This is a genomic window from Streptomyces melanosporofaciens, assembly GCF_900105695.1.
Classification (GTDB): Bacteria; Actinomycetota; Actinomycetes; order Streptomycetales; family Streptomycetaceae; genus Streptomyces; species Streptomyces antimycoticus.
Window position 1 is genome coordinate 119769 of sequence record NZ_FNST01000001.1, and the last position, 24443, is coordinate 144211.

A 24443-nucleotide genomic window follows, 5' to 3' on the forward strand; every position below is an offset into this window, starting at 1 on the left:
GTCTGTCGTATAACGCCAGGCCAGTCTCAACGGCGTCGAGATTGGAGCATCAACCCTGATACGTAGTTAGCGGAGCCCATCGGGCGTGGCCGGTACGGGGAGCCCACGGGGCGCGCCGGATGAGTCGGATCGGTAGGACGGGACACATGTTGGACGCGGTCGAACGCGGGCTGCTGCAGGCGCTCCAGATCGATGGGCGGGTCGCGTTCTCGCTGGTCGGTGCGGTGCTGGGGGTTTCGGACCAGACAGTGGCGCGCCGGTACGCGCGGCTGCGGAACGAGGCGGGCGTTCGGGTGATCGGTGCGGTGTGGCCGGAGGCGGTGGGGCGGCAGTTGTGGCTGGTGCGGGTGCGGTGCGTACCGGAGGCGGTGGCGGGGCTCGCGCGAGCGCTGGCGAAGCAGGCGGAAACGACGTGGGTGCAGATCGCCTCGGGTGGCGCGGAGGTCCTGTGCATGGTTCAGGCGGTAACGGACACGCCGGCCGCGGAGTCGACCGTGCTGTCTCGCCTGCCCCGCACGCCCCGGGTCACCGGGGTGAGTGCGCACCGCGTGCTGGACCCGTTCTTCGGTGGAAGTGAGAGTCCGCTGACGAAGAACGGGCCGCTCACGGCGGAGCAGTGCGCGCAGCTGTCGCCGCCGGCGGCGAAACGCGTGACCGGGCCGGTGGAACTGTCGACGGAGGACAACGCGTTGCTGGAGGCGCTTGCGCTGGACGGGCGGGCGGGGTTCCGGTCGCTGGCCACGGCGACGGGCTGGTCGCAGACGACTGCGCGGCGGCGGCTGGCGGAGCTGCGCTCGGGCGGGGTGGTGTACTTCGACGTCGATGTCGACCCGGCGTTGCTGGGGTCGTGGACCTCGGCGGGGTTGTGGCTGACGGTCGCGCCGGGTGAGCTGGCGGCTGCGGGTGAGGCGCTGGCGGAGCATCCGCAGGTGAGCTTCGCGGCTGCCACCACCGGTGTGTCCAACCTGTACGCGAGCGTGCAGTGCCCCACTGGCACGGCGCTGTACGAGTACCTGACGGGCCCGGTGGCGGCATTGCCCGGGCTGCTGTCGGTGGAGACCGCGCCGAGTATGCGGGTGGTCAAGGGGGCGTCTCCGGTCGTCGGATAGCGCCGCGTACGAGGCCCTTCGCGTCGGATAGCGCCCACTGGGACGGTGTTCCTGCCGCGGGGCTCAGCGCGAGGGGATCGTGGCGGGGCACGAAGATACATTGCTCCCGAGAAAGAACTCCCGATGCCCAACGCATTCGACCCGATCACCATCGGACCGCTTACCCTGCCCAACCGCGTCGCCATGGCCCCGCTGACCCGCCGCCGCGCCTACGGCGACGGCCTGTCAGCGACCCCGCTCATGGCCGAGTACTACCGACAGCGCGCGACCGCCGGACTGATCGTCGCCGAAGCCGCCCAACCCAGTCGTGTCGGCCAGGGCTACACCGACACCCCTGGCCTGCACGACACCGCGCAGGTCGAGTCCTGGCGCCCGGTCACCGACGCCGTGCACGAGGCGGGCGGCCGGATCTACACACAGCTCATGCACGCCGGCCGTAACAGCCACCCCGAACTCCTCGGCGGCGGGCTGCACCCGCTCGCGCCGTCCGCGTGTGCCGCCGAAGGCGTCGTGCGCGTCCACGGCGGCGAACCGGCCGTGCGCAAGCCGTACCCGATACCGCAAGTCCTGACCATGCGGGGCATCGCGGATACCATCGCCGACTTCGCCGATGCGGCCGCGAACGCGATCGACGCCGGGTTCGACGGTGTCGAACTGCATGGAGCCTACGGTTACCTCATTCAGCAGTTCCTCTCCGGCAACGCCAACCGCCGCACCGGCCGCTACGGCGGCAGCGTCGCCGGGCGCGTCCGGTTCCCGCTCGACCTCGTCGATGCCGTAGCCGCGCGCATCGGATCCGGGCGGCTCGCACTGCGGATCTCCCCTGGCTGCACCGCGTTCGGCCTCGACGAGCCGGACCTGCACGAGCTCTACCTGACCCTGGTCGACGGTCTGCCACGCGACCTGGCCTACCTGCACGTATTCGAGTTTCCGGGCCACCGCGACCTCACGGTGAAACTGCGGGAGCACTGGGCAGGAGTGTTCATGCTCAATCCGCACGAGACCCACCACGACTGGCCCGCCGACTCCCGGCAACTGCGCCTGGTCGACGACGGGCTGGCGGACATCCTCTCGTTCGGGACGCTGTTCATCTCCAACCCCGACCTCGTGCACCGCCTCCGCCTCGGCGCGCCGCTCGCCGAGGCCGACGAGACCACGTTCTACCGCGGCGACCACCGCGGCTACACCGACTACCCCTGCTGGGGGGAAGTCCTCTCGTGACCACTGTCCTGCGCAGCGCGATCGCCGTGGTCAGCGGTGCCAGCAGTCGCATCAGCCTCGCAAACCTCAGTCGTGCCGCCCGCTCCGCAGCAACCAAGGTCACCGGGTGGCAAAGGGAAGGCTGAGCGTTGGGATACGGCTCTTGGCACGAGGGGTGGCTCGCGGGGGCGGTCCTTGCCATCATCGTTTGGTGAACGATGACCAGCGCATACACCCCTCGAAGGTGGCCGACGACCGTGCGTCGCTCACCTCGTTCCTCGACTACCAGCGGGCCACCCTGGCCATGAAGTGCCAGGGGCTGACCGGCGAGCAGCTGAAACAGAAGGCGATCCCGACCTCAGGGCTCACACTTTTGGGCCTGATACGCCACGCGGCCTCCATCGAGCGAAGCTGGTTCCGCTTCGCCCTGGGCGCCGAGGACGTCAGGTCGCTTTGGCCTGGCGAGGTCGACGGCACGTCCGCCGAGTTCCACGTCGAGGACGCCGACGTGGATGAGGCGTTCGGAGTCTGGCGCGAAGAATGCGTCCGTGCCCGCGCAGTCGCTTCTTCCTTCGCTTCCCTCGACGACACCGTCAACTGCGGCGGCGTGACCATCTCGCTCCGCTACGTCCTCACCCACATGATCGAGGAGTACGCGCGGCACAACGGCCACGCCGACCTACTGCGCGAGGCGATCGACGGAGCCGTCGGCGAGTAAGCGCTGTCCAGTAAAAGATCACTAGCGTGCTGTCGAACGGTCGATCGCTTCGCTCTTAGGCTGCCGCCGCCTCACCGTCCGATACGAACGAAAGGGCTCGCACTTCCTCGCCTTCCTCGGTCTGGCCGCTGCCCTGACCTGCTGTAAGAAGCTCGCGCAACTTGCCACGTGAGGCACCCTCTTAGGCAGCGCTGACTGAGCTGACCGACGCCGAACTGGCCGACCTCGTGCTTTATACGGCCACATAGGATTCCTGTCGAGATGGCGAGGGCTCGGCTGCGGCTCGAAGCCGCACGTCGGTCTCTCACACCGTGCGTCGCCGCCCCTGGCACGACCCGCCGACTTTAGTTCAGTGAATCCCCGGACGTGGCCCGTGCCCAGCGCCTTCATGTGCATCAAGACACCCAACGTGTCCCCATCAGGCCCGAGGAGGGGTAAGGGCGCCCCCAGGCGCGGTGGGGGCATCCCTTCGCTGAAGCACCGTCGTTACTCTTGCACGGCCTCCCGATATCCCCGGTTATCCTGACGACGAGCGACGCCCCGGGTCCATCGGGTGTGCGGCAGCCGCGGTGATGGCCAGAGGCACTGCGGTCGTGGACTGGCAAAAGCTCGCCGAGCAGATGGCGACGATGGCGCGGGACCTGTTGGCGCAGGACTCGGTGGGGGCGACCCTCGAGCGGGTCACCGCGTGTGCTGTGGAGATCATCGGGGGGTGTGACGCGGCCGGGATCCTGGTCATCCACGGCAAGAGGGTGGAAACCCTGGCTCCCACCGACGGGCTGGTGGTTCGCTCCGACCAGTTGCAGGAGCGACTCGTTGAGGGCCCGGGCTTCGATGCCGCTCTCCTGAGCCAGCCGTCGCGGCGGCTGACTACGTTCACCCAGCGCAATGAGACGGTCGGCTGGCTGCTGGCCTCACACGCCGTGGTCGCCTTCTGCAGCGCCCGCACCGCCGACCAGCTCCACCAGGCGCTCGGCACCCGGCACACCATCGGCCAGGCCATGGGCATCCTCATGGAGCGCCTCAAGATCAGCGATGACGACGCCTTCAACATGCTGTGAAGCACGTCCCAGGTGCGCACGGCTGGTGGCCAGATCCGCAGGCGTACCCCGAGGGCCATGAAGATCAGTTGGCCAGGCTGACCTGGGCCCGGGGAGCCGTGGTGCTGTGGAACACGCGCTACTTGGACACCGCCGTCCCACGGCCTGACCTCCCCGTGTTCCCAGGCGATGACCGGGAAAACGAGCCCGTCCGGCCTGGTCAGGGCCGCTTGCCCACCCCGGTCGCCGCCTCATGGGTAGGGCCTGCGGGCGAGTCCTCGGCCAGCGACGCTGTGCGGCCACCCGCTCCCTGACGCAGTCCGCGGCAGGAACTCCTCGATGGCCCTCGGCGGCTGTGTGCCGGGGCTCCCATCCCAGCTCCTGCCGGGCATGAGTGGTCTCCACCAGCGGAATCCTGGCGGCATCGCCCACTCCGTCGCTTCGTCACTTCGGTCCGTGGTTCAGTTCCGTGCGCGCCGGACGGTCAGTGCGCCCGCGATGGCCGCGGTGGCTGTGTCGACGGCGGCCAGCAGCCCGTGGTGCTGGGAGGCCCACAGCTGGGTGCTGTGGTTCGTCGCCCGGTCGTCGAAGGCCCCGCGCGTTCCGTGGTCGTGGCCGTTCGCCGGAACCCTTCACCGCTGCTGCGTTCGGGTTTTGCCCTTCATCCCGAAGGCCGAGGTGGCGAGCCCCAGGAGGAAAATCACCGCACCGGTGATCACGTTGCTCGTGATGGTGCCTGCGGTGGCCGAGGGGCCGTAGACGACCCATGGCGTGATGATCGTCCAGACGCCGATCGCGGCCACGACCCAGCCCAGGCCGTGGGTGCGTTCGTAGGCCGAGCCGAAGCCGAGCGCCAGGATCGCTACTGCCAGTCCGGTGATCAGGTTGTTGACGGTCAGCCCCGCCGTGGTGGCGGAGAAGCCCACCACCCACGGAGAAATGGCCAGGTACAGGCCGGCCAGCAGGGTCAGACCCTCCACGGCTCGTGCCTGCGGAGTCGTGGCCGCCCGCTCATAGCGGGCTCTGAGCTCCATCAGGTCCGGATGCTCTTCGATGCGGGAGCCGTGCGTGGTCATGATGATGCACTTCCTTCCGATGGCGTTCAGCGCCGGGTAGCCGCCAGACGCGGGCCCAATCACAGCACCTGTGCCGGATTCGCCGGGCAGGCGCCGTACCTTATCGCCCGGCCGGGACCGCCCCTGTACGGCATGCTCGTCGGGCTCCTCCTGCTGATCGCGGGCGCGGCACTGATCGCGTGGATCACCCGGCGGACGGGCACGGGCACCACACGGGAAGAGGAAGAGGGAGAGGAAGGCAAAGGATGAATGACACGCCCCCCGCGAGCCAGTACACGTCGTCGCCGTGGGCCCTCCGGGCGTACGCCTTCCTCGGCGACGGCGAACGGGGCGCCCTCGTGGGGCCGCGCGGTGAGATGGGTGGCTGTGCGCCTCCCGCTGGGACAGTGACGCGGTGTTTTCCACCCTGATCGGTGGGCCGGAGGAGCACCTCCTCGGCCCGGAGGACCAGTGGAACGTATGGGGCGGCTACTACGAGGAAGGCGCACCCTCGTCCACGTCGGCCGCTGGGTCACCGGTGACAGCGAGATCGAATGCCGGGAGGCGCTGGCCGCGCCCGCCGACCCCGGCCGGCTGGTCCTGCTGCGCCGGATCCGGGCGGTGCGCGGCGATGCCCGTACGGCTGAGGCTCGGCGTCCGCCCCGGGAGTGGGAAAACCGCTGGTGGACTCATTCAGGGCTCTGTGCGGTAGCCGGTCTGCGCGCCGTGGCGCGCGAGGTGCGGGGCCGGGCCGCGCGGGACTGCGACGACCTGGCCGACACGATCCTGCGCGAGACCCGCTGTAGCTGCCTGAGCCCTGCGGGCCACTGGGCTCGCGCCGAGGACGACGAAGGGCCGGAAGCCGCCCTGCTGCTGCCGCCGGCCCGCGGCTGCCTTCCTCCGGGCGACCCCTAGCGGGCCGCTCACCCGCCGGTTCATCGAGGAAACGGCTGTCCGGAGACGGTTACCTCTACCGCTTTGACCATGACGACCGGCCCCTGGGCGAGCCTCGAGGCGGCGGTACGCCTCAGCGGCGACCCGGAGAGCTGAAGATCCCCGATTGGTGGAACAAGTGTTTCGCGGTCGGCGGTCCTCGGGGACCTCTGTGTGGCGCCCGGCCCGGCGGCCGGCGCCCAGGAGGTGGAGGTGAAGGACACGGTGGCGCGCGGCGAGCGGGTCGCGGAAGTGCTCGGCCGCCGGATGCCCCTGATGGAACGCGGCAAGGGAGGACTGCGCAAGGCGTTCCCCGACCACTGGTCCCTTCCGGGCGAACCGGGCCTGTTCGCCATTTTAAGGCGTCCGTGGTCGGGATACGCTGGACCAGCGCTTCGTATGTCACCGGCTTGTGAGGAGCGGCTGGAAGGCGGCCGCTACTGCGACACCCGGACCTAGTGGCGCCGGTTACGGAACTGCACCGTCCGGGCCTACTCGCGCGCCTGCACAGCGATCCCGTGGGCGCCGACCGACTCCGGCGACGGAAACGCCTCGACTCCACCCGTTGGCGGCGGGCGGAGCCGGTCGCGTTCCGAGGCGGACAGGAGCCGCAGTGGATCACTCACGTGGGATGTTTCCTTCCCCGGCCGGTTCGCCCCAGCACCCGAAAGCCGGGGGCGAGCACGTCAGTGCGCATGTGTTCAGGGGGCCGACGTCTCAGCGGGTGTCCACGATTCCGCCCGTCACGGCGATCACTTCGCCCACCGTGTAGCTCGAATCCGCATCCGAGGCCAGGTACACATACGCCGGTGCGATTTCCTCCGGCTGGGCCGGGCGGCCCAGGGGTGCTTCACTGCCCAGATCAGCGAGCCCTTCGCGCGGCATGTGGTCGTCTGCGATGTTGAGGACGGTCCAAGTGGGGCCCGGTGCGACGACGTTGGCGCGGACACCTCGCTCCGCCAGGTGCGGGGCGATGGACTTCGTGAAGATGACCAGCGCCGCTTTGGAAGCCGCGTAGTCGATCATCGTGGTGCTTCCCTTGAGCGCTTCCTCGGTGGCGGTGGCGATGATGGCATCGCCTTGGCCGAGGTGCGGGAGCGACGCCATGACCAGGTGGAAATAGGGATACACGTTGGTCTTGAAGGTGCGGTCCCAGTCCTCCGCGGTCAGCTGTTCCAGCTCCAGCTTGCTGTTCAGGTACGCCGCGTTGTTGACCAGAATGTTCAGGTCGCCGAATCGCCGCACTGTCTGTTCGACGACCTCGCGGCAGAAGTCGGGGTCGCGCAGGTCGCCGGGGAGGAGCAGGCACGTACGGCCCTGTTCCTCTACGACGCGTTGCGTTTCCTCGGCGTCCGGCTGTTCATAGGGAAGGTAAACGATGGCGACGTCGGCGCCTTCGCGCGCGTACAGCAGGGCGACGGCCCGGCCGATGCCCGAGTCACCACCGGTGATCAGGGCCACCTTGCCGGTCAGCTTGCCCGCGGCTTTGTAGTTCTCGGCATGGTAGCGAGGGCGGGGATCCATATCCCGTTCGAGGCCGGGAGGGTCCTGTTTCAGCGCACGGAATCGGGGTGCCGGCTCCGACACGACCTGAGGCGCGGTCTCGTGGGCGGCGGTCTTCGTTGCGTCTCGCTCTGGCATGGCCATCCTCTTTCTGACGGTGCGGTTTCGTTTCGGTGGCCGTGGCAGCCGGGCTGCCGCGCGGCCACGTTGTGCTGCCGAGGCTGGGCAGGCGGGTGCCCGGGGCAGGTGAGTACGAAACGGTCGGTGGAGGGACTTCAGCAGGTGGGGACGGCGAACGGACCCGGACAGCAGGGAACCTTGGCCACACGGCCACTCATTCAGCTCGCCTCCCAGCTCGTCCCGACGCGTTGGAGGATGCGAGAGAAGTTGCCAAGCACTGGAACGCAACGGTTTGACATCAGTATGCGGGGCTAGAAGAGTCAGTGACCGAGGTGCTTCGGACAGCAGGCACACCCGCGGGAGCCGCGCGTAGCGCGCTGTGGGCCCCAGCTGTGCCGTGCTGGGCTTCCGCGCTGCTGGACAGCAACGAGCAGGGAGCAGAGATGACACCGATGAGTACCGCACCCGCACGTGCCCGCCACTCTCACGACGACGCCCCTGACACCGCGGCCGACTTCGAGCGGCTGGCTGCGGCCTCCGATGGGCCCGAGCGGGAAGTGCTGGTGGAGGAGTTGGTGGCGGCTTGGCTGCCGATGGCCCACCGCCTCGCCTTCCGCTACCGCAACCGCGGAGAGAACCTCGAGGACTTGGAGCAGGTCGCGGCGATGGGCCTGGTCAAGGCCGTCGACCGCTACGACGCGCAGCGTGGCGGCGCGTTCGAGCCGTATGCGATCCCCACGATCGTCGGGGAGCTCAAGCGGTACTTCCGCGACTGCAGTTGGGACCTGCACGTCCCCCGGCGGGTGCAGGAGTTGCGCAACAAGGTCCGCGCCACCGTGCAGGAGATGGCCACTACCGAAGGCGCCGATCGATCCCCGGCCGTGGCGCAGGTCGCCCAAGCGGCCGGCATGAACGAAGAGGACGTGCTCATCGGCATGGAAGCCCTCGGCAGTTACCGCTCCCTGTCCCTGGACGCCGAGCTGACGGGTGCGGATGACGGCTACTCCCTGGCCGACACGCTCGGCCGGCCCGAGGCCCGCTACGAGACGGTCCTCGACCGCGAAGCGGTCAAGCCCTGCCTGCACCGGCTTCCGGAACGGGAACAGCACATCCTGTACCTGCGCTTCTTCCGCGAAATGACCCAAGCCCGCATCGCTGATGAGCTGGGCATCTCCCAGATGCACGTCTCCCGCCTCATCTCCCGCAGCTGCCACGACATCCGCGAACAGGTCGAGACCGAGCCGCGGCCCCAGTCGATCCCGGCTGCCGCCTGACGCCTCGTGCTCACACCGGGCCTCTGCCAGCACAGCCCTTACCGCCGCCGCGCCACGAAGAGGAGCTTGCCATGCTCATGGCCCACCCCGCAGTTCTCACCGACCTCGTCCGGCAGTACGAGACCCTCCATGGCCTGCAAGCCGAAAACGGCGGCCCGGAGGCACAACAGCGGCTGGATGATGTCTCCTACACGCTATGCATCGCCACCGGCACCCGCGATGTCGACACCGCCCTGATCGCCGCCCGCCACCGGCTCCCCGGCGCCCGGACCGAAGACGACTCCCTCCTCATCCCCGGCACCTGAGAAACCCCACTGTGGGCCCGGCGCCGGCCGGGCCCACAGCGCCCGGGCGTGAAAGCCCGGCCGGCTCACCCCCGCCCGGGTCCATCGGCGGTTCAGAAACCTCCGTCCGAACCTGCCTCGCCCGGGCCGTGCGCCGAAGCCCGGCCGACCGCCCGGCTCGAAGAACCGGCATCCCGCCACCCGCTACGACGTGGGCAAAACGGTCAGGCGGCCCGGTACCCTCGCCGAGGGTGACCAAGTCGGACCATAAAGAACGAGCTGACACGTCGGCTCACGGGCACTCGCCCGCTGCCCTCGCGTCGGCCCTGTTCTCCCGAAGCTACGACGAAGCGACGAGTAGCTCTCTGTGATCAGAGTGACGCTCGGTCTGGGAGAGCGAGGCGGGGTCCGGGGACTTCGCCGATCTGGAGGGCGGCGAAGTCGGCGTGGGTCTGCTCGACGGCTTCGGGGTATGCCTCGCGCTTGGCATGCTCGGCGAGTGCCCGGTAGATGCTCGCGACGGAGGGATTCCGTCCCTTGCGCTTGCCGGTTGGGATGATCAGGTCGGGCTGAACCTGCTCGACGGACTCGCCGCCCGCGCGGCGCCGGAGCACGGTGTGCAGCATGTCGTCGGTGATGACGGGCGGCCGGCCGCCGTGCTCGCCTTTTCGTGCCGCGGTGTCCAGCCCTTCGAGCGTCGACTCGCGGATGTTCTCCCGCTCGGTCTCCGACATCGCGGCGAAGAACGCGAACAGCGGCTTCCCCGGCCCGGTGGGGTCGTAAATGCCGGACAGGGGGCCGGCGAGCATCTCCGGGACCAGGCCGTGGGCGGTGAGGTGGTCGGCGAGCGCGGTGAGTTCGGCGGCGTCGCGGCCGAGCCGCTTCATCTCGTACACGGTGAAGATGACCCGGCGGTGCGGGGCGTGTGCCTTGACCTCCCGCGCTGTCCTCAGCGTCTCCTCGAACCGGGGACGGACCCGGACCCGGGTGCCCGGCCGCCACGGGCGGCCCGGGCCGCGGTCGGCGGGGGTGGGCACCCGCAGCGCCTTCTTCAGCCGGGGCACCTGGGCGAAGCGGCGGATGCGGTAGGCGGAGGCGACCGCGCCGCCGCGTGAGCGGCACGGCGAGCCGGGCTGAGCATCACACTTCGGACAGGCGTGCCGCTCGACGTCGTCCGCGTCCGACGGGTCGGTCGGGGAAGGGGGCTGAGGGGCTGGGCCCGGATTCTCGCACAATGCAAGCCTCAGAAGCAGGTACGCCCCACTTTTAAGTGAGAACGGGGTCAGCGAACGAATCCGGGATCGACGGGGGCCAGTGGCTCATGATTGATCTTGCTCGCGCAAAGGACCGTTTGTGAGTGTGACTGTGTGCGCCTCCGACCCCTGCTCCGGCCCGGGGAAGGTCGCCCGGGGCGGTCGACGGAGCCGTGAGGCGCCACCAGAATCTGCATGGCGATGATAAAAATCGACATCGTGTAGAGTTTTAGGTGAGAAGGCGACCAGACGCCTTCCGAGTCCTGACTGGAGGAACAGTGCAGCAGCAGAAGTGGTTCATCACCGGCGTCAGCACGGGCCTTGGACGTGCCTTCGCCCGAGCGGCCCTGGCCGCCGGGCATACCGTCGTCGGCACGGTCCGCTCCGAGGAGGACCTGCGGGCCTTCGAAGGGCTCAAACCCGGGTACGCTCACGGCCGCATCCTGGATGTCACGGACGGCGACGCCGTCTCGAGTGTGATCACGGAGGTGGAGCAGGGCGTCGGCCCCCTGGATGTCGTCGTCGCCAACGCGGGTTACGGCGTGGAGGGCACCTTCGAGGAGACGCCGCTGGCCGAGGTGCGGCGGCAGTTCGAGGTCAACGTATTCGGGGCAGTGGCCACGCTGCAGGCGGCCCTGCCCCACATGCGTCGGCGCCGCCGCGGACACCTGATGGCCGTCACCTCCATGGGCGGGCTGATGGCCGTGCCCGGCATGTCCGCCTACTGCGGCAGCAAGTTCGCCGTCGAAGGCATCCTTGAGGCGCTGGGCAAGGAGGTCGCGCAGTTCGGGATCCACGTGACGGCGATCGAGCCCGGGTCCTTCCGTACCGACTGGGCCGGACGGTCCATGACACGAGCCGCGCGGTCCATCGACGACTACGACGAGTTGTTCGCCCCCATCCGTGAAGCTCGGCAGAAGGCCAGCGGGAACCAGCTGGGCAATCCGGCCAAGGCCGGAGACGCCGTCGTGCATATCGCGTCGGTAGACCAGCCGCCGGCCCATCTCGTCCTGGGCTCGGATGCGCTGCGACTGGTCACCGCCGCGCGCACGGCCGTGGACGAGGACATCCGCGCGTGGGAGACGCTCTCCCGTACGACCGACTTCACCGAGGGTGCTCAGCTCTGATGCCCGGCCACAACCCCGCGAGAAGCCGACGCGCCACCGAACGCAAGGGCGACGTCCGGGAGCGGACCATTCTGGACACCTGCGAAGCTCTGCTGGCGCACAGAGGCTACGACGCCATGACCGTCGGCGACATCGCCCAGGGCGCCGGCATCACACGCGGAGCCCTGTACTTCTACTTCGGCTCCAAGCAAGAGGTGGTTACGGCACTCGTGGCCCGGACCGTGGAGCACTTGTGGGAGCGGTCCCGGACCACCGCGCAGACCAACGAGCCACGCCAGGCCATCGCAGCTGCCATGCGGCGCACGGTCGAGCTGTGGAACGAGCACGGCCTGGTCATGCGCACGGCGATCGACCTGTCACTGACCGTGCCGGAGATCGGTGAGCTGTGGAGCCGCACAGCTGACTTGTTCATCACAGCCATCACCGCTGTCCTGGAACGAGCCGGCATTCAGGCGGGCACCGAACCAGAACAAGCGTCGGCGATGGCACGCTCTCTGTGCTGGATGATCGAGCGCACCTTCTACCACGCCTCGCAGGAGTCCCGCGAGAGTTTGCAAAAGGCATCCTTGACCTGCGAACACATCTGGCTGGTCAGCGCCCGCCTGACCGCCTGATACATCTGGCATGCTGCTACGGGCCGCGCTGCCCGAAAGGGCGCATCGCCGATTCGGGCACCTTCGATGATCTCGTCAGTCGGGGGGCGACCTCGATCTTCTTTGAGATGCTCAAGCTGCAAGAGGACCGGTAATCCGACGCTGCGGGTGCCGAATCATCATCCGCCCAGGTCACGCTGCATGGTGGTACGCGTGGAGGGTGCCACCCAGTCGATCTTGTCGGTGGATCTCCAGGTGTCTGATCTGAGCTGGTTCGGTGATCGGTTGCTCGCCGGGTGGCGTGCTCGATGGCAGTGAAGACATATAGGCGCGCGCCCGTCAGTGTGCGGACTTCGAAAAGTCACATGCGAGCAGTGCTTTGGGCTGGCTTCGCAGGAAGTCGCTCCAAGTCGTGCTGTGCCGTGCCGGGGAGGGCGGGATGCCGTGCTCGCGGAGGATCTCCCAGACGGTAGACGCGGCGATCTTGATTCCCAGGACTGCGAGTTCGCCGTGGATCCTGCGGTACCCCCAGGACGGGTTCTCGCGGGCCAGGCGCAGGATCACAGCGCGGATCGAGCGGACGGCGGGTGGCCGTCCGCGGCGCCTGGGAACGCAGGTGGGGCATGGCGGCGCTTGAGCAGGTCGCGGTGCCAGCGCAGGATCGTGTCCGGCTGGACGATCAGCAGCAAGCGACGCAGCTTGCCCAGGGGGAACCGGTGGAGCAGGCCAGCAAGCACAACGCGATCGGTGGCGGTGAACGCGGGCTTACCGACCTTCCGTTGCGGGACGAGAAGCTGATGCCGCAGGGCAAGGATCTCGATGTCCTTCTCCCGGTCGCTCATCGGCAGCAAGCGCAGAATGGAGAACGCGTTGGTCACGGCGAGGTAAGCGAGGCGCAGCAGCGCGACAGGTCATGATGGCACCACTGCGCCGTCGCGTGCACACCCGCCTGCCGAGTGCGGTGTCGATGTGGAAGAAGTCTGCCTTGGGGGCGGTGGCTCTGCGCGACAGGTGTCGTGCACATAGGTGTTTCTGTTGGCAGCCGGTGGATTCCCCCGTCCCCACGCAGGGGCGGGCCGTCGTCGCTCCGCGCGCCCAGCCCGACGCGAGCTCGCTCGCCCGTACAGCGTCTCCACGGCATGAGCGGAGCCCGGGATTGCCTTGAAAGGTTCGGCGATTCGGGAGGGGTCCCGTGGCAGGGCCGTACCGTCTGTGACGGAGGTGGGACATGGCCAGAGGGGGCGCGATGGAGTGGGGCATGGCGCGAGGGCCGAGAGGTGGTCGGCTGCGGGTGGTGGTGAGTGTCGGGATACTGGTGGCCTTGGCAGGGTGTTCCGGTGCCTCTGACGACTCGGACAAGGAGTCTCCTGAGGAGGCCGCCACGGCTCGGAAATCCCCCGCGACCGCTTCGCGTTCGCCTTCACCTTCTCCGTCCCCGACGCCGAGCGCCGACTCGATCGCCCAGGCATGCGGTGATACGCAGTTCGACGCTGACGATGTCCTTCCCTGGGATCCGGAGGCGCCTGCCTACACGGGTGGCGGAACGCACAGCGTCACGTTGTTCAAGGGCGGTCCCGACTTTGACGAGTCGGGCACGGAGTCGGATGCCGAGGCCGATGACGAGCCGAAGTTGCCTGACAAATGGGCTTCTTCCAGTGATCCGGAGCTGATCGTCTGCGAATTTCTGGCGAAGGAATCCGTGGGCGCCCAGCTGATCACATGCGAGTACGAGGAGCTGGGTGGTGACGGATCTGTCAGCACCCGCGTGCCTGTGTACTCGGCGGGATACAGCTATCGGGTGCTCGAAGCCAAGACAGGGCGGTTGGTGGATACGTTCAACCTGAGCGGTTCAGTGAGTGGTTGGGATTCCTGCCCGGTCGAGCAGAGCGACATCGCGTCCAGCGAAGCGGCGTATCAGCACGTTTCCAGCCGTGACTTGACTAAACGGCTGCGTTCCCTGGTCGAGGGGCCCACGGGGGACTGAGGCGAAGGGCAGCCCGCCCCTGGGGCGCGGTCCGCATCGGGCAGGCCCCGCGGGGCGACGGCGGCGATGAGGAATTCGTCGCGTTCGTCGTGCCGGCCCAGGAGGACATCCCTCACACCCACGACAACACGAGTTCAAGCTCAGTAGGCGGCGGCTTCGAGTTCGGTGCGGGTGCAGCGGATGAACGCGGTACCTCATCGCCCGTTCTGCGCATCGTAGAGAGCCTTGCTTCGGACCGGCCGAGGTCGACATCGGCTGGATGCTCGGCGAGCTGGTCGAGGTGGCCGACGGTGCCCATTGCCCCAGGCGTTCTTCGCGGAGGCCATGAGCCGGTGCCGGACGACGGCCGGGGAGCCACTGCTCGTCGACGACCGCCTCCCGGTGCTGCGGGCGGGAGCCGCGCTCGGGCTGTGCACCCTGCACATCTCCACGCCGGACTTGCTCGCCGATCGGCTGAGGTCGCTCGTCCACGGCCACGCGGAGCCGACCGGCGCGCTGTGACGCCCATCAGCCGGCCGGCTCTCCGACATGGGCGAGGACCTTCTCGAACGCCACCGCTATCTCGCCGATCGCGTCGAGCGGGGCCAGGAGTACCTCATGGCCGAAGCTGACCACGCTGCCCTGGATGCGCTTGGCGATCGGAACATCGAAGCGGGCCGCGTTCGCCCGCGCCGCGTACTCCCGGTCGAGGGCGAACCCGCGCCGCGTACTGGGGCGGTTGAGCGGATTGTCGTTCAGCGGCCGGTGCGTCTGCACGACCGCGAAGCCCAGTTCGGCGGTGAGTGCCCGGGCGATGCGGTCAACGGGAGCGACGGCCAGCACCTCCTCCGGAAGCCGCACCGCGTAGCGGTAGTAGGACCGCTCCGTCGTCTCGGCCGAGGTGGCCTGCGGGGACAGGCCCAACGCGCTCAGACGCGCGGTCAGATGGTCGGCGGACCGGCTGCGACGCACGTTCTGCTTGTCGAGGAGATCGAGCTGGTCCACCAGGACGGCCGCATGGACTATGGCGTAGGCGGTGAGTTGCAGACGCCGGGAAACTCCGGCGACGGGCGCGTGAGCGGCCCGCCAGGCGTTGCGGAATCGTCCCGGGCGGGCTGAGGGTTCGCCGATGCGCGGGGGCAGATGCATGTGCGGTCCCGTGTCCTCGGAGATGGGTTCTCCGGCGCTGAGTCCGGGGGAGGCGGGGGTGCGTCCGGGGGAGGTGGGCAGGGATCGCGCGGACGGTGACCGGGGTTGGCCGGTCCGCCCCGGCGGCACGTGTCAGACGGTCGAGGTGATCGCTCGGGTGACGGCTGTGATCGCCGGGGTGGGGTGGCCGGGGAGGCGCGCCACGAGAACACGGCGGATCTCGGGAGGCGCGCCCTCGACGTGTACCAGGCTCACCCCGGGCGGTAGCACCGGCGAGAGCCGCAACGGCACCGTCGTCACCCCGAAGCCGCCTGCGACCAGCTGGAGTTTCGTCAGCCAGTCGCGTGCGCGGTGGACGATGTGCGGTCGTCCGGGCAGGCCGGGCCAGACGCCGAGCAGTGGCTCGGAGTTCGACGACGGGGTGGCGATCCACGCGGCGTCGACCAGTTCGTCGACATGCACCGTGGTGCGGCCGGCGAACTTCCCGGTCGAAGGTGTCGCCAGGACCAGTTCGGTGTCCACGGCGGTCTCGACGTGCAGGGGCGGCGACTCGCTGTCCAAGGGCCGGTGGGGCGGGCGGGACGTGAGCACGGCGAGGTCGATCGAGCCCGCCCGCAGCGCCCGGATCAGGGTGGGCGTGGTGCCCTCGGTCGTCGTGACGGTGATCTGCGGGTCGGTTGCGGTGAGGCGGGTGAGCGTGCCGGGCAGGAGGGCGGCGCCCGCGCTCAGGAACACCCCGAGCCGCACCAGTTCGGTTCGTGGGACGGTGCCGGTGAGGTCGGACTCGGCCGCGGCGAGGCAGTCCAGGATGGTGCGGCCGTGGCGCAGCAGGGTCAGACCCGCCGGGGTGAGCCGCACCCCGTCGGGGCGGCGGTCGAACAGGGTGGTGCCCGCGCTCCGTTCGAGGGAGACGGCCTGTCGTGAGACCGCGGACTGTGTGTAGCCGAGCCTGGCGGCTGCCGCGGTGAAGCTGCCGGATTCGGCGATCTGCTGCAGGACCCGCAGACCCGTACTGGAGATGTCCATGCGGCATACGCATACCACAGATGCCGGATCGTCGCTTCCCGCATGGCCACCGGGCTCCTAGTGTCGATGCCGACGGATTCGGATGAACATGGAGGTCATCGCGTGCGAGCAGCAGTATTGACGCGGTTCGGCGCCCCGCTCTCGGTGCGGGAGCTGCCCGACCCCGAGGCCGGGAGCGGTGAGGTGGTGGTCGAGGTGCTGGCTGCCTGCGTCCCCCCGTACGCCGGTGAGGTTTTCGGCGGCGAACGGAACTACCCTCTGGTCCCTCCCGTCGTGCCCGGGGTCGGCGGCGTGGGGCGGATCGTCCACGTCGGTCCGGACGCCACCCGGCTGCGTGCCGGGGACCTGGTGTGGTGCGACTGTACGGTGCGTTCGCGGGACGACGTGCTGACGCCCGACATCACGCTTCAGGGCTGGAGTTCCCGCGGGGAGGGCGGCGCGCGGCTGGCCCGGTACCTGCACGACGGGTCGTTCGCCGAACGTATGCGGGTCCCGACGGAGAATGTCTTCCCGCTGCCGGCCGCCGCTGGGGAGGACCCGGCCCGCTGGGCCGCGCTCAGTGTGCACACCATCTCTTACGGCGGGCTGCTGGCAGGCGGACTCGCGGCTGGTGAGACGCTGCTCGTCAGCGGGGCCACCGGCAACCTCGGCAGCAGTGCGGTGGCGGTCGCGCTCGCGATGGGGGCGGGTCGCGTGGTCGCGCCGGGCCGAAACCGGGCAGTGCTCGACCTGCTCGCCGACCGGTTCGGTCCGCGTGTGCGCCCGGTGCCGCTGACCGGGGACGAGGACACGGACCGGGTGGCGATGGCCGCGGCGGGCGAGGGCACGATCGACATGGTGATCGATCTGCTCCCGCCGAGCGCACCCAGCTCCGCGGTGCGTGTGGCGGCCATGACGGTGCGCGAGTACGGTCGTGTCGTCCTCATGGGCGGTGTGGGCATGCTCGGTGGCGACGATCTCGCGCTCCCGTACCCGTGGATCATGCGCAACTCGGTCACCGTGCGCGGTCAGTGGATGTACCCGCGCACAGCGAACGTCGGCATGATCCGGCTCCTCGCCTCGGGCGCGCTGGACCTCGGCCCCGAACGCGTCCGGACCTTCGGTCTCGATGCGGTCAACGACGCCGTCGCGTACGCCGCCTCCCACGGCGGCCCGTTCGACCGCACCGCCCTCCTCCCAGTGGCGAGTGTGAGGCCCCCGGGCAGGTGATCCCGATTGCCGTGAGCACACGGGACCGCGCCCGGCGGCCCGGCGTGCGGTCAGGTCGCGTGAACGCGCTCGCGGTGGGATTGCCCTGATCTTCATCCGTCGACGCGCCGCCCTGCTCAGCGGGACGGTCTCGGCATCGCGCCGCTGGAGTGTGCGCGCGGTCGTCCGGGTTGGCGACCGCGGGTGCCTGGGCCGTCGCCATCACACCGCTGAACGACTGGCCGGGCGACGCCGCCTGGTCCCGGCAGTTGGTGATCGACACCGTCGGCCGGACCGGGGCCCCGGGCCGTGGCGCGGAGGCATCGAGCCGTCGAGCCGTCGAGACCCGCGACGCGTTGGAGATGACGATGTCGACCCCGCCGAACCGGGCACGCCGATCCTCGGCGAGGCGGGCGATGGCGTCGGTGTCCGTGACATTCAGGACCCGGGCCTCGACGCGGGCGCAGTGCCGGGCAACGAGGCGACCTCGCGGACGGCGCCCGCCACCCACCCGCCGGCCCGCGGCGAGTGCATCGACGTCGCCGACCTGCGCGGGCAGCGCTGGATCGCGGGTTCGTCCTCCGGCGAGGACCGGCTGATGGGCGTGTGGCCGGGCCTGGACGAGCGCCCCGAGATCGCGCACACCGCCCGCGACTGGCTCGCCAAGCTCCATCTCCTCGCTGTCGGCCGCGGGCTGACCACCGTGCCCGCCGCCCTCGCCTCCGCCGCGCCACCGGGCGTCCGCATCCTCCCGGTCCGCGGCGGCCCCCAGGAACAGCGGCGTCTCCTCCTGGCCCGCCTCCCGCACCCACCGACCCAGCCGGTCGTCCGCGTGGCGACCGACCTGCGCGCCGCGGCCCTCGAGACCGACATGCGCGGACGCAGGTTCCTCGTGCTCCGTTGCGCGACATCTCAACGCGCGAGGCGCGGCTGCGCCTGCTGTCCGGGGACGCGAACCCCGGCGCGAGACGAACGCGCCGGGGTTCGACGACAGGCTCAGTACCGTGTGGGGAACAGTTGGAGGTTGGCCTTGTCGCCGGAGACCGACTTCACCCAGATCTTCAGGTTGTTGAACTTGACGGTGCCGCCCGGGCTGGTGCTGCCGCTGAGGCTCCCCGCCGGCGGCCGACATCTTCGCGGACCGGGAGCTTACGCTTGTGATCTTCAATTTCCCGAACCCGAACTTGCGGCTGTCGACCGTGATGGTCTTGGGCGCCGACACGGTGGTCTTGCATCGCCCGTCGTAGCAGGGTCCGTTGGCAGCAGACGCCGTCGGCGTCATGAGGCCGAACGCGAGTGTGCCCCCATGGCCAGCGTCACGGCGGTCGTCGCGGACCGTGGCGCATACCGGTACTCATCTGTTGGACCTCTGGTATGCAAGGCGGATCGTTGCTCGACTTTCCTATCCCGCCGGGCCCGGGACCCCTCCCCGGGAGAATCGACGTCCAGCACCTGCCCGACGGTGCCCGGCACGTCAGCGCCCTCGGCGTACGGCGCCTCGGTGACCCACTGCGCGGCGCAGGGCCCGGTGGCGTGGGTGGCAGCCGCGATGGCCGGACTTTCCTGTGTTGTCCGCGTGAACCGGGTCGCGGGCGCGGTGAGGAGGAGCATGGACGCCCTGTGACCGGGCACCGGGCCGACGAGGTTGCCGGCGTGCCGCGCCACGCCGTCGCCCGTTCGGCTGGAGGCAGATGGCGGTCCACGCCCTGCGCCCCGCCACACGCCCCGATTTTCCCAGCGACCCTGGTCCCGTCCCGCGACGTCCAGACGCGTCGTCGGCCGGGCCAGTACCAACGTGATGTCCGCGGTGACGCTGACAGCGCCGCACAGGGGCGCCGCCATGCGAAGGGAAGCTCGCGGTCAGCTGCGCGTGGCCTCGTTGATGGCGTCGCGCGTCCGGTCCACCAGGGACGCGAAGGGGCCCACCGTCCACTGAGCCGTCGGCGACCCTGCCGCCGAGGGGTGCGGATGGGTGGGTGCGACCTTCTCGGCGGCCCGCAGGCGCGTGCCCATGTTTCTGAGCTGCTCTTCGCTGCGCCCGGCGTGCACACCGGGGAACTCCTCGCGCTCTTCGTGTTCGGCATGGGCGATCACAGCCTGTTCGAACGCCGCGAGCTGCGCGTCGAAGTCGGAACTGGTGAGGTCCATCTTCTCCAGCCGGGCCAGCACCTTGTTGGCCTCTGCTTCCTCGCGGTTACGGGCCTCGGCCTCGTCCTTGCCGAGGGTGTCCTCGGCGACCGGACGGACGATCATCTCCTCCGCCGTCTCGTGCACCGCCAGCAGGGCGCGCAACTCGTCGAACGCCTGCTGTTTGTGTGTGCCCTCGGCGCTCTTCACCTCCGTGAAGAGGTCGCGTATGCGTGCGTGCTGCTCCAGCAGGATCGCCACCACGTCGCCTTCCGGCAGTCGCGCGGCCTCCCGGCGTTCCTCGTCTGCCTGGCTCATCGCGTCGTCCTTCCCTCGCTCCTCGTTCCCCGCCCCCACGGGTCACCCCGCGGGCGCGACGGAAACGATGAACCGGCGATAGGGCCAAATGTCACGGTAAGGAACAGTCCGCGAGCTGCTGGCCACGCAGATGGACCTCACGACCCTCGGCGCCGGTGACGTACGGGAGGCGCACGAGCGGTTCGAGGCCATGCAGGCGCACCTCAACGACGGCGATCAGCCGCCGAGCGAGCGCCTGATGGCGCGGCACCGTCAGATGTTCGGCCGGGAGTACCGGCTGGAAACCGAGGGCGAGCACCCGGCGCCGTCGCGGCGCTCCCGCGACTGACCCGCCCCAGCCCCCGGCCCCGGCACTTGGGACATCGTGACCGATGGCACTCAGCGCCACGCCGCCGACGGCATGGACGATGTGGTGGCGCTCCTGATGCGTCAGCACGGCGAAATCCGCAACCTCTTCGATGAGGTGGAGCGGTCCACCGGTGACGACCGGCGGGACGCCTTCCGCCGCCTGGTGCGGATGCTGGCCCTCCACGAGACGGCGGAGGAGGAAAGCTGCGAATTCGTCCAGCTGCGGCGGCGTACCGGTGCCCATCGGCTCGCCCGAGTGGCCAAGGCGGTCAAGGCAGCCGAAGCCATGGCTCCCACTCATCCGCATCCGGGCGTGGAGACCGCCGCGAAGAACATCATGGCCGGTCCGATGGCGGCCATGATCGACCGCACCCGCGACACCATCCGCAAGACCATGGGCAGGGACGGCTGAGCAGCCGCACGATCCTCCAGGGTCCCGGAGCGGCTGCTGATGGTCGCCGCCCACGCCTGTGACGCGCGCGGAGCATAGGGCCTCGGCCTACGCGGCCCGCCCCGTCGGCGACCACCCGCTTCGCTGACAGCCGTGGAGCATCGCGCTACGGGGCGCCCACCCGCTGCCGCTGCCGCTCGCCGTCGGTGTGCGCCTTGCCCATCAGCGAGCCTTCTTCCTGCTCGTAGTGGGACAGGGCGAGGCCGAGGCAGAAGAAGGTGGGTGCCCACTCGCCGATGAAGATGCCCCACCGGTCCGCCCGGTCGAGGCCCTTACCGGGTTCGGCGCGGAGGGACGTGGCCCAGGTGAAGACCGACAGGCCGATGGAGGCGACGGCGGCGGTGTAGGCGTACTCCGAGCGCAGGCCGATGTCGTGAAGCTTCTTGATCACGGCGGTGCTCCTTAGAGAGGGTCCCCCCTCAGGTCCACCCTCGTATGCCCATGTTTCGGCGGGTCACACAGGAGGGGTTCAGGACGTGGGCCGCTTCTTCGCCGGAGCCTTCTGGGTGGGGGCTTTCTTCTTGGGCCGCGTCTCCCGCCCCTCACCTTCGTCGCCTTCCTCGCCGCGGCCCTGGTTCGCGGCCCGCACGCTGTCCTGAAGGACGGACATAAGGTCGACGACCTTGCTCCGGCTCGGCCGGCGCCTCCGCCCCAGGGGGCGTGTGCCCCCTGCGAGCCAGTCGAGACGAGGAAGACCGCTGCCAGGCCGTGGTAGATCGACGACGAGTTGTGGGCGCGCATCGAGCCGCTGCTGCCGGTCGTCCCGAGTCATCCGTGGCGTCCGGGTCGTAAGCGTCTGGATAGCCGCAAGGTGCTGTGCGGGATCCTGTTCGTGCTGTACACCGGGATCTGCTGGGAGTTTCCGCCCCAGGAGCTGGGCTTCGGTTCGGGGATGGCCTGCTGGCGACGGCTGCGGGACTGGAACGAGGCCGGGGTCTGGCAGCGCCCGCACGAGCTGCTGCCTCTCCGCGCTGTGGGCCGCAGACCTGCTGGACTTCTCCCGCGCCGCGGTCGACTCCAGCCGCATCCGCGCGACGAAGTGGGGACGGACCGGTGGGCCGGCCACCGGTCCGTCCCCGGTGGACCGGGGCAAGACCGGCAGCAAGCACCATCTGATCGTTGAGGCGCACGGCATCCCGCTCGCGTTTGATCAGCACCGGCGGCAACCGCAACGACGTCACCCGACTGATCCCGCTGATCGAGGCCGTCCCACCGAGCCGCGGCAAGTGCGGTCGGCCACTGCGCCACCCCAAGCACCTGCACGCCGACCGCGGCTATGACCACGAGGTCTACCGGGACAAGGTCCGCCGGTTCCAGATCACCCCGCACATCGCCCGGCGCGGCACCGGGCAGGGCTCCGGCCAGGGCGTGTACCGCTGGGTCGTGGAAGGCGCGATCGCGCTGCTGCACTGGTTCCGCCGCCTGCCCACCTGCTGGGAGATCCGCGACGACTGCCACCACCGGTTCGTCACCCTCGGCTGCGCCGTCATCTGCCGGCGACGACTCCGCACCGAACTTTGCTGGGAGTAGGGGCTGGCGACGCGCTTGAGGAGATGGCCTGCTCGATGCGTCAAACCGCACTGGTAGCAGTCGGGCCCGCGCAGCCTCACATGCGGGATCTCAGCACGTCGACCTCACAGCCCGGCGCGAACGCGTCAAAGCCGTGCTCGACCAGCCAGCGAACCGCCAGCAGGCTTCGCAACGACCACCACGCGCGGATCACGTCGAGGTCGACGTCGGTGCCATAGCCGGCGACGACGTCGCCGAGGTGTTCCTCGTGTCCGAGTGTCAAGGTGGCGAGGTCGTACAGGGCATCACCCCGGCCCGCCTCGGACCAGTCGATGATGCCAGTGATCTCGTCGCCGTCGACGAACACGTGAGTGATCTGCAGGTCGCCGTGCGTGAACGCCGGAGTCCACGGCCGGAGCGCGGCATCGGCGACCTGGCGGTTGCGGGTGACCAGGTCGGCGGGCAGGACGCCGTTCGTCACGAGCCGCTCGCACTCGCCGTCGAGATCCGCGGCCAACTCGACGAGGCCCCGGCCGGCCCGGCCGGGCCAGGACGGCAACGGCGCGTCGTGCAACTTCCGGATGGCGGCACCCGCCGTGGCCCACGCCGTCGGCGACGCGGTCGACGGCTCGCCGAGGCGGCCGAGCGCCGTCCCCGGGACGGCGGCGATCGCGAGCACGGGCGGCTTACGCCACAGGACCTCCGGGGTCGGGACCGGCGCCAGGGCCATCGCCTCGACCTCGACGTCGATGCGCGCCTGATCGGCGTCCACCTTCAGGAACACCTCGCCGACGCGCAGGGTCGCGCGCTCGGAATGGGCGACGACGACCTTGACCTCATCCATGGCGACCAGTATCCCGTGATGACCATCCACGTGGCCGGGATTATCGCATGTGATCTGCGGCTGACCGCGTCCCGCCCCCCGGCGGTCTCGTGCGCGACACCGACCGCTGACCAGGCCAAGCCCACCACTTTTGTGAGGAGTCCTCAGCGGGGCTGAGTGTCCTAGTTGACGCGATCGGTTGCGGGGCAGTTGTCAGAGGCGGCCGAGGGGGGTGATCCGAACCGTCTTCGAGGAGGAAGTCCGGGGTCTGGGGGCCGCGTGTGCACCGGCGGTCGCGCTGGATGGTGCCGAAGGCGTCGTAGGGGTAGCCGAAACCCCGTAGCCAGATCTCCGAGGAGAACAGGGTGAGTCAGCTGCTCAGCGCCGTCGCGACATGCGGCTGTCTCAATTACCGACGACGGCGTCGTGGATGGCCCAACCCATGTCGCCGGCGCACCAGCTGATGTTGCCGAGGACAGCGACGTCCAGGTCCTGCTGCGGGTAGTGGTAGAAGCGGGCGCTGACCCCGTCCTCTTCGCCGGTGTGGCCCCAGCGGAGATGGCCGGCGCCGTTGTAGAGATGACGCTCCCCGGGAGGGAAGTGGGGTTGCTTGTTGGCGAACAGCGGCAGGTAGTCCTTGTTGCCCCGCAGCAGGTAGAGCGGGTGGGAGGAGGTCAGGACAGCCCATTCGGCCTGCCAGTCGTCGCTGCCCTCTTCGAACCAGTCGCCGATGCCCGCTGTCATCGTCAGGGCGTGGCGGACCGTGACACGCGGATCGAGCTGAGGCATGTGGTCTCTCACGAAGTCCACCAGCGCTTTGTCCAGGCGGACCTGTTTTCGCTCGATGAGCTGCAGGACGGCCACCGCTGTGAACATCTTGGACACCGACGCCACGCGGAAGCGCGTGTCGCACGTGTTCGGTATGGACCATCGCCGTGACGCCATCCCGAACGCGCGGGTGAATACCGGCTCCCCGTGCCGCGTGACGCGGACCGTGCCGGAGAACCCTTTCCCTCCTGCCGCTCGGGAAACGGCCCCCTCCAGGCAAGCTGGATCGAAGCCGTCAGCCCTCGTCACGATCGTCACCGCAGACCCCCTCGCAGCAGAAAGTTCACCAGCCATCGGTGATGATCGTCAGCAGCCCGCCCGCGGGCCACCGCTTTACCCTGCCGCCTCGCCGAACTGGACACTCGCCTTGGGCGTCGCTTATGAGAGCTGGAGCGACACGACCAGCGGCGCCGGCTTCGGTGGCGTCGCGCGACGCACCCTCAGCGATGTCGATACGTCGGCTCCAACCCTCGAGGCCGGTCATCAGCCGTTGCACGGGTGTCG

The 24443-nt window shown here is 69.5% G+C and carries 25 protein-coding genes and 5 pseudogenes; 18 read left to right on the plus strand and 12 right to left on the minus strand.

Annotated elements, in window-relative coordinates; translation table 11 throughout:
- Nucleotides 1-146: 146 nt before the first annotated feature.
- The 4 genes from BLV72_RS00610 to BLV72_RS00625 all read left to right on the plus strand — a co-directional run bounded on the left by BLV72_RS00610 (nt 147) and on the right by BLV72_RS00625 (nt 4088).
- Entirely contained in the window at nt 147-1109 is a 963-nt protein-coding gene (locus BLV72_RS00610) for an Lrp/AsnC family transcriptional regulator (protein WP_093459536.1), read from the plus strand.
- Between the two features lie 123 nt (nt 1110-1232).
- Nucleotides 1233-2330: an alkene reductase gene (locus BLV72_RS00615; protein ID WP_093459537.1), complete on the plus strand. Its 1098-nt coding sequence runs from the start codon at nt 1233-1235 to the stop codon at nt 2328-2330.
- 190 nt (nt 2331-2520) lie between these two features.
- A complete protein-coding gene (locus tag BLV72_RS00620) occupies nt 2521-3027 on the plus strand; it encodes a DinB family protein (RefSeq protein WP_093459989.1) in 507 nt (168 codons plus the stop codon).
- 572 nt (nt 3028-3599) lie between these two features.
- Nucleotides 3600-4088, plus strand: coding sequence for an ANTAR domain-containing protein (locus BLV72_RS00625; RefSeq protein ID WP_093459990.1), 489 nt, complete (start codon nt 3600-3602; stop codon nt 4086-4088).
- Nucleotides 4089-4699: 611 nt separating this feature from the next.
- Here the strand turns inward: BLV72_RS00625 and BLV72_RS00630 are convergent.
- The gene (locus BLV72_RS00630; protein WP_093459539.1) at nt 4700-5143 is read right to left on the minus strand and encodes an SPW repeat protein; all 444 of its coding nucleotides are present in this window, start codon (nt 5141-5143) and stop codon (nt 4700-4702) included.
- 450 nt (nt 5144-5593) lie between these two features.
- Between BLV72_RS00630 and BLV72_RS00635 the strand changes: the two genes are divergently transcribed.
- Both BLV72_RS00635 and BLV72_RS47100 read left to right on the plus strand, forming a co-directional pair.
- Nucleotides 5594-6037, plus strand: a complete 444-nt coding sequence (locus BLV72_RS00635; RefSeq protein WP_143059711.1) for a hypothetical protein — start codon at nt 5594-5596, stop codon at nt 6035-6037.
- Nucleotides 6038-6268: 231 nt separating this feature from the next.
- Complete coding sequence (locus tag BLV72_RS47100) at nt 6269-6514, plus strand: hypothetical protein (RefSeq protein WP_143059712.1); 246 nt, start codon at nt 6269-6271, stop codon at nt 6512-6514.
- Nucleotides 6515-6772: 258 nt separating this feature from the next.
- On the opposite strand, the gene BLV72_RS00640 is transcribed toward BLV72_RS47100, so the two are convergent.
- Nucleotides 6773-7696: an SDR family oxidoreductase gene (locus BLV72_RS00640; RefSeq protein WP_093459992.1), complete on the minus strand. Its 924-nt coding sequence runs from the start codon at nt 7694-7696 to the stop codon at nt 6773-6775.
- 425 nt (nt 7697-8121) lie between these two features.
- Between BLV72_RS00640 and BLV72_RS00645 the strand changes: the two genes are divergently transcribed.
- From BLV72_RS00645 to BLV72_RS49180, 3 genes and pseudogenes are all read left to right on the plus strand, one after another.
- Nucleotides 8122-8952: a SigB/SigF/SigG family RNA polymerase sigma factor gene (locus BLV72_RS00645; RefSeq protein WP_093459542.1), complete on the plus strand. Its 831-nt coding sequence runs from the start codon at nt 8122-8124 to the stop codon at nt 8950-8952.
- A gap of 71 nt (nt 8953-9023) precedes the next feature.
- A complete protein-coding gene (locus BLV72_RS00650) occupies nt 9024-9257 on the plus strand; it encodes a DUF5133 domain-containing protein (protein WP_093459543.1) in 234 nt (77 codons plus the stop codon).
- A gap of 55 nt (nt 9258-9312) precedes the next feature.
- Nucleotides 9313-9507, plus strand: a pseudogene (locus BLV72_RS49180) (NF041680 family putative transposase); the annotation flags it as partial.
- Nucleotides 9508-9607: 100 nt separating this feature from the next.
- Here BLV72_RS49180 and BLV72_RS00660 read toward each other — a convergent pair.
- On the minus strand, nt 9608-10471 hold the full coding sequence (locus BLV72_RS00660; RefSeq protein WP_093459545.1) for a recombinase family protein: 864 nt from the start codon (nt 10469-10471) through the stop codon (nt 9608-9610).
- Between the two features lie 296 nt (nt 10472-10767).
- Between BLV72_RS00660 and BLV72_RS00665 the strand changes: the two genes are divergently transcribed.
- Complete coding sequence (locus BLV72_RS00665; protein WP_093459546.1) at nt 10768-11616, plus strand: oxidoreductase; 849 nt, start codon at nt 10768-10770, stop codon at nt 11614-11616.
- A complete protein-coding gene (locus BLV72_RS00670) occupies nt 11616-12230 on the plus strand; it encodes a TetR/AcrR family transcriptional regulator (protein ID WP_093459548.1) in 615 nt (204 codons plus the stop codon). Before BLV72_RS00665 ends, BLV72_RS00670 begins: the two co-directional genes overlap by 1 nt.
- Nucleotides 12231-12480: 250 nt before the next feature.
- On the opposite strand, the pseudogene BLV72_RS00675 reads toward BLV72_RS00670, so the two are convergent.
- Nucleotides 12481-13051 (minus strand): annotated as a pseudogene (locus tag BLV72_RS00675) (integrase); the annotation flags it as partial.
- Nucleotides 13052-13500: 449 nt separating this feature from the next.
- Here BLV72_RS00675 and BLV72_RS47105 point away from each other — a divergent pair.
- On the plus strand, nt 13501-14193 hold the full coding sequence (locus BLV72_RS47105; RefSeq protein ID WP_143059713.1) for a hypothetical protein: 693 nt from the start codon (nt 13501-13503) through the stop codon (nt 14191-14193).
- Nucleotides 14194-14490: 297 nt separating this feature from the next.
- On the plus strand, nt 14491-14694 hold the full coding sequence (locus BLV72_RS00685) for a hypothetical protein (RefSeq protein WP_093459551.1): 204 nt from the start codon (nt 14491-14493) through the stop codon (nt 14692-14694).
- A gap of 6 nt (nt 14695-14700) precedes the next feature.
- On the opposite strand, the gene BLV72_RS00690 is transcribed toward BLV72_RS00685, so the two are convergent.
- Both BLV72_RS00690 and BLV72_RS00695 read right to left on the minus strand, forming a co-directional pair.
- Entirely contained in the window at nt 14701-15321 is a 621-nt protein-coding gene (locus BLV72_RS00690; protein WP_093459553.1) for a DegT/DnrJ/EryC1/StrS family aminotransferase, read from the minus strand.
- A gap of 132 nt (nt 15322-15453) precedes the next feature.
- Nucleotides 15454-16347, minus strand: a complete 894-nt coding sequence (locus BLV72_RS00695; protein ID WP_093459555.1) for a LysR family transcriptional regulator — start codon at nt 16345-16347, stop codon at nt 15454-15456.
- A 102-nt stretch (nt 16348-16449) separates the two neighbouring features.
- On the opposite strand from BLV72_RS00695, the gene BLV72_RS00700 reads away from it, so the two are divergent.
- A complete protein-coding gene (locus tag BLV72_RS00700; protein ID WP_208905438.1) occupies nt 16450-17556 on the plus strand; it encodes an alcohol dehydrogenase catalytic domain-containing protein in 1107 nt (368 codons plus the stop codon).
- A 331-nt stretch (nt 17557-17887) separates the two neighbouring features.
- On the opposite strand, the pseudogene BLV72_RS49185 reads toward BLV72_RS00700, so the two are convergent.
- Nucleotides 17888-18069 (minus strand): annotated as a pseudogene (locus BLV72_RS49185) (carbonyl reductase); the annotation flags it as partial.
- On the opposite strand from BLV72_RS49185, the pseudogene BLV72_RS00710 reads away from it, so the two are divergent.
- Nucleotides 18035-18406: pseudogene (locus BLV72_RS00710) on the plus strand (LysR substrate-binding domain-containing protein); the annotation flags it as partial. The pseudogenes BLV72_RS49185 and BLV72_RS00710 overlap by 35 nt on opposite strands.
- Nucleotides 18407-19395: 989 nt before the next feature.
- On the opposite strand, the gene BLV72_RS00720 reads toward BLV72_RS00710, so the two are convergent.
- Entirely contained in the window at nt 19396-19980 is a 585-nt protein-coding gene (locus tag BLV72_RS00720) for a hemerythrin domain-containing protein (protein WP_093459558.1), read from the minus strand.
- Between the two features lie 130 nt (nt 19981-20110).
- Here BLV72_RS00720 and BLV72_RS00725 point away from each other — a divergent pair, with 130 nt between their 5' ends.
- Both BLV72_RS00725 and BLV72_RS00730 read left to right on the plus strand, forming a co-directional pair.
- Nucleotides 20111-20308 carry a hypothetical protein gene (locus BLV72_RS00725; RefSeq protein ID WP_093459559.1) on the plus strand — a complete coding sequence of 66 codons (198 nt, stop codon included), beginning with the start codon at nt 20111-20113 and terminating at the stop codon, nt 20306-20308.
- Between the two features lie 72 nt (nt 20309-20380).
- Entirely contained in the window at nt 20381-20740 is a 360-nt protein-coding gene (locus BLV72_RS00730; protein WP_093459993.1) for a hemerythrin domain-containing protein, read from the plus strand.
- Nucleotides 20741-20885: 145 nt separating this feature from the next.
- Here BLV72_RS00730 and BLV72_RS00735 read toward each other — a convergent pair whose 3' ends face one another.
- Both BLV72_RS00735 and BLV72_RS00740 read right to left on the minus strand, forming a co-directional pair.
- A complete protein-coding gene (locus BLV72_RS00735) occupies nt 20886-21170 on the minus strand; it encodes a hypothetical protein (protein WP_093459561.1) in 285 nt (94 codons plus the stop codon).
- A 78-nt stretch (nt 21171-21248) separates the two neighbouring features.
- Nucleotides 21249-21389, minus strand: coding sequence for a hypothetical protein (locus tag BLV72_RS00740; RefSeq protein WP_244320531.1), 141 nt, complete (start codon nt 21387-21389; stop codon nt 21249-21251).
- A gap of 105 nt (nt 21390-21494) precedes the next feature.
- Here BLV72_RS00740 and BLV72_RS00745 point away from each other — a divergent pair.
- Nucleotides 21495-22309, plus strand: a pseudogene (locus BLV72_RS00745) (IS5 family transposase).
- A gap of 76 nt (nt 22310-22385) precedes the next feature.
- On the opposite strand, the gene BLV72_RS00750 reads toward BLV72_RS00745, so the two are convergent.
- Both BLV72_RS00750 and BLV72_RS00760 read right to left on the minus strand, forming a co-directional pair.
- Nucleotides 22386-23132, minus strand: coding sequence for a phosphotransferase family protein (locus BLV72_RS00750; protein WP_093459562.1), 747 nt, complete (start codon nt 23130-23132; stop codon nt 22386-22388).
- A gap of 384 nt (nt 23133-23516) precedes the next feature.
- Nucleotides 23517-24197: a serine hydrolase domain-containing protein gene (locus BLV72_RS00760; RefSeq protein ID WP_208905440.1), complete on the minus strand. Its 681-nt coding sequence runs from the start codon at nt 24195-24197 to the stop codon at nt 23517-23519.
- Nucleotides 24198-24443: the final 246 nt, after the last annotated feature.

What these genes read in the sequence shown, in the direction of transcription:
- BLV72_RS00610 (WP_093459536.1), top strand. Translation starts at nt 147, where the DNA reads ATGTTGGACGCGGTCGAACGCGGGCTGCTGCAGGCGCTCCAGATCGAT.
- BLV72_RS00615 (WP_093459537.1), top strand. Translation starts at nt 1,233, where the DNA reads ATGCCCAACGCATTCGACCCGATCACCATCGGACCGCTTACCCTGCCC.
- BLV72_RS00625 (WP_093459990.1), top strand. Translation starts at nt 3,600, where the DNA reads ATGGCCAGAGGCACTGCGGTCGTGGACTGGCAAAAGCTCGCCGAGCAG.
- BLV72_RS00630 (WP_093459539.1), bottom strand. Translation starts at nt 5,143, where the DNA reads ATGACCACGCACGGCTCCCGCATCGAAGAGCATCCGGACCTGATGGAG.
- BLV72_RS00640 (WP_093459992.1), bottom strand. Translation starts at nt 7,696, where the DNA reads ATGCCAGAGCGAGACGCAACGAAGACCGCCGCCCACGAGACCGCGCCT.
- BLV72_RS00645 (WP_093459542.1), top strand. Translation starts at nt 8,122, where the DNA reads ATGACACCGATGAGTACCGCACCCGCACGTGCCCGCCACTCTCACGAC.
- BLV72_RS00650 (WP_093459543.1), top strand. Translation starts at nt 9,024, where the DNA reads ATGCTCATGGCCCACCCCGCAGTTCTCACCGACCTCGTCCGGCAGTAC.
- BLV72_RS00670 (WP_093459548.1), top strand. Translation starts at nt 11,616, where the DNA reads ATGCCCGGCCACAACCCCGCGAGAAGCCGACGCGCCACCGAACGCAAG.
- BLV72_RS00690 (WP_093459553.1), bottom strand. Translation starts at nt 15,321, where the DNA reads ATGCATCTGCCCCCGCGCATCGGCGAACCCTCAGCCCGCCCGGGACGA.
- BLV72_RS00695 (WP_093459555.1), bottom strand. Translation starts at nt 16,347, where the DNA reads ATGGACATCTCCAGTACGGGTCTGCGGGTCCTGCAGCAGATCGCCGAA.
- BLV72_RS00720 (WP_093459558.1), bottom strand. Translation starts at nt 19,980, where the DNA reads ATGAGCCAGGCAGACGAGGAACGCCGGGAGGCCGCGCGACTGCCGGAA.
- BLV72_RS00725 (WP_093459559.1), top strand. Translation starts at nt 20,111, where the DNA reads ATGGACCTCACGACCCTCGGCGCCGGTGACGTACGGGAGGCGCACGAG.
- BLV72_RS00730 (WP_093459993.1), top strand. Translation starts at nt 20,381, where the DNA reads ATGGACGATGTGGTGGCGCTCCTGATGCGTCAGCACGGCGAAATCCGC.
- BLV72_RS00740 (WP_244320531.1), bottom strand. Translation starts at nt 21,389, where the DNA reads ATGTCCGTCCTTCAGGACAGCGTGCGGGCCGCGAACCAGGGCCGCGGC.
- BLV72_RS00750 (WP_093459562.1), bottom strand. Translation starts at nt 23,132, where the DNA reads ATGGATGAGGTCAAGGTCGTCGTCGCCCATTCCGAGCGCGCGACCCTG.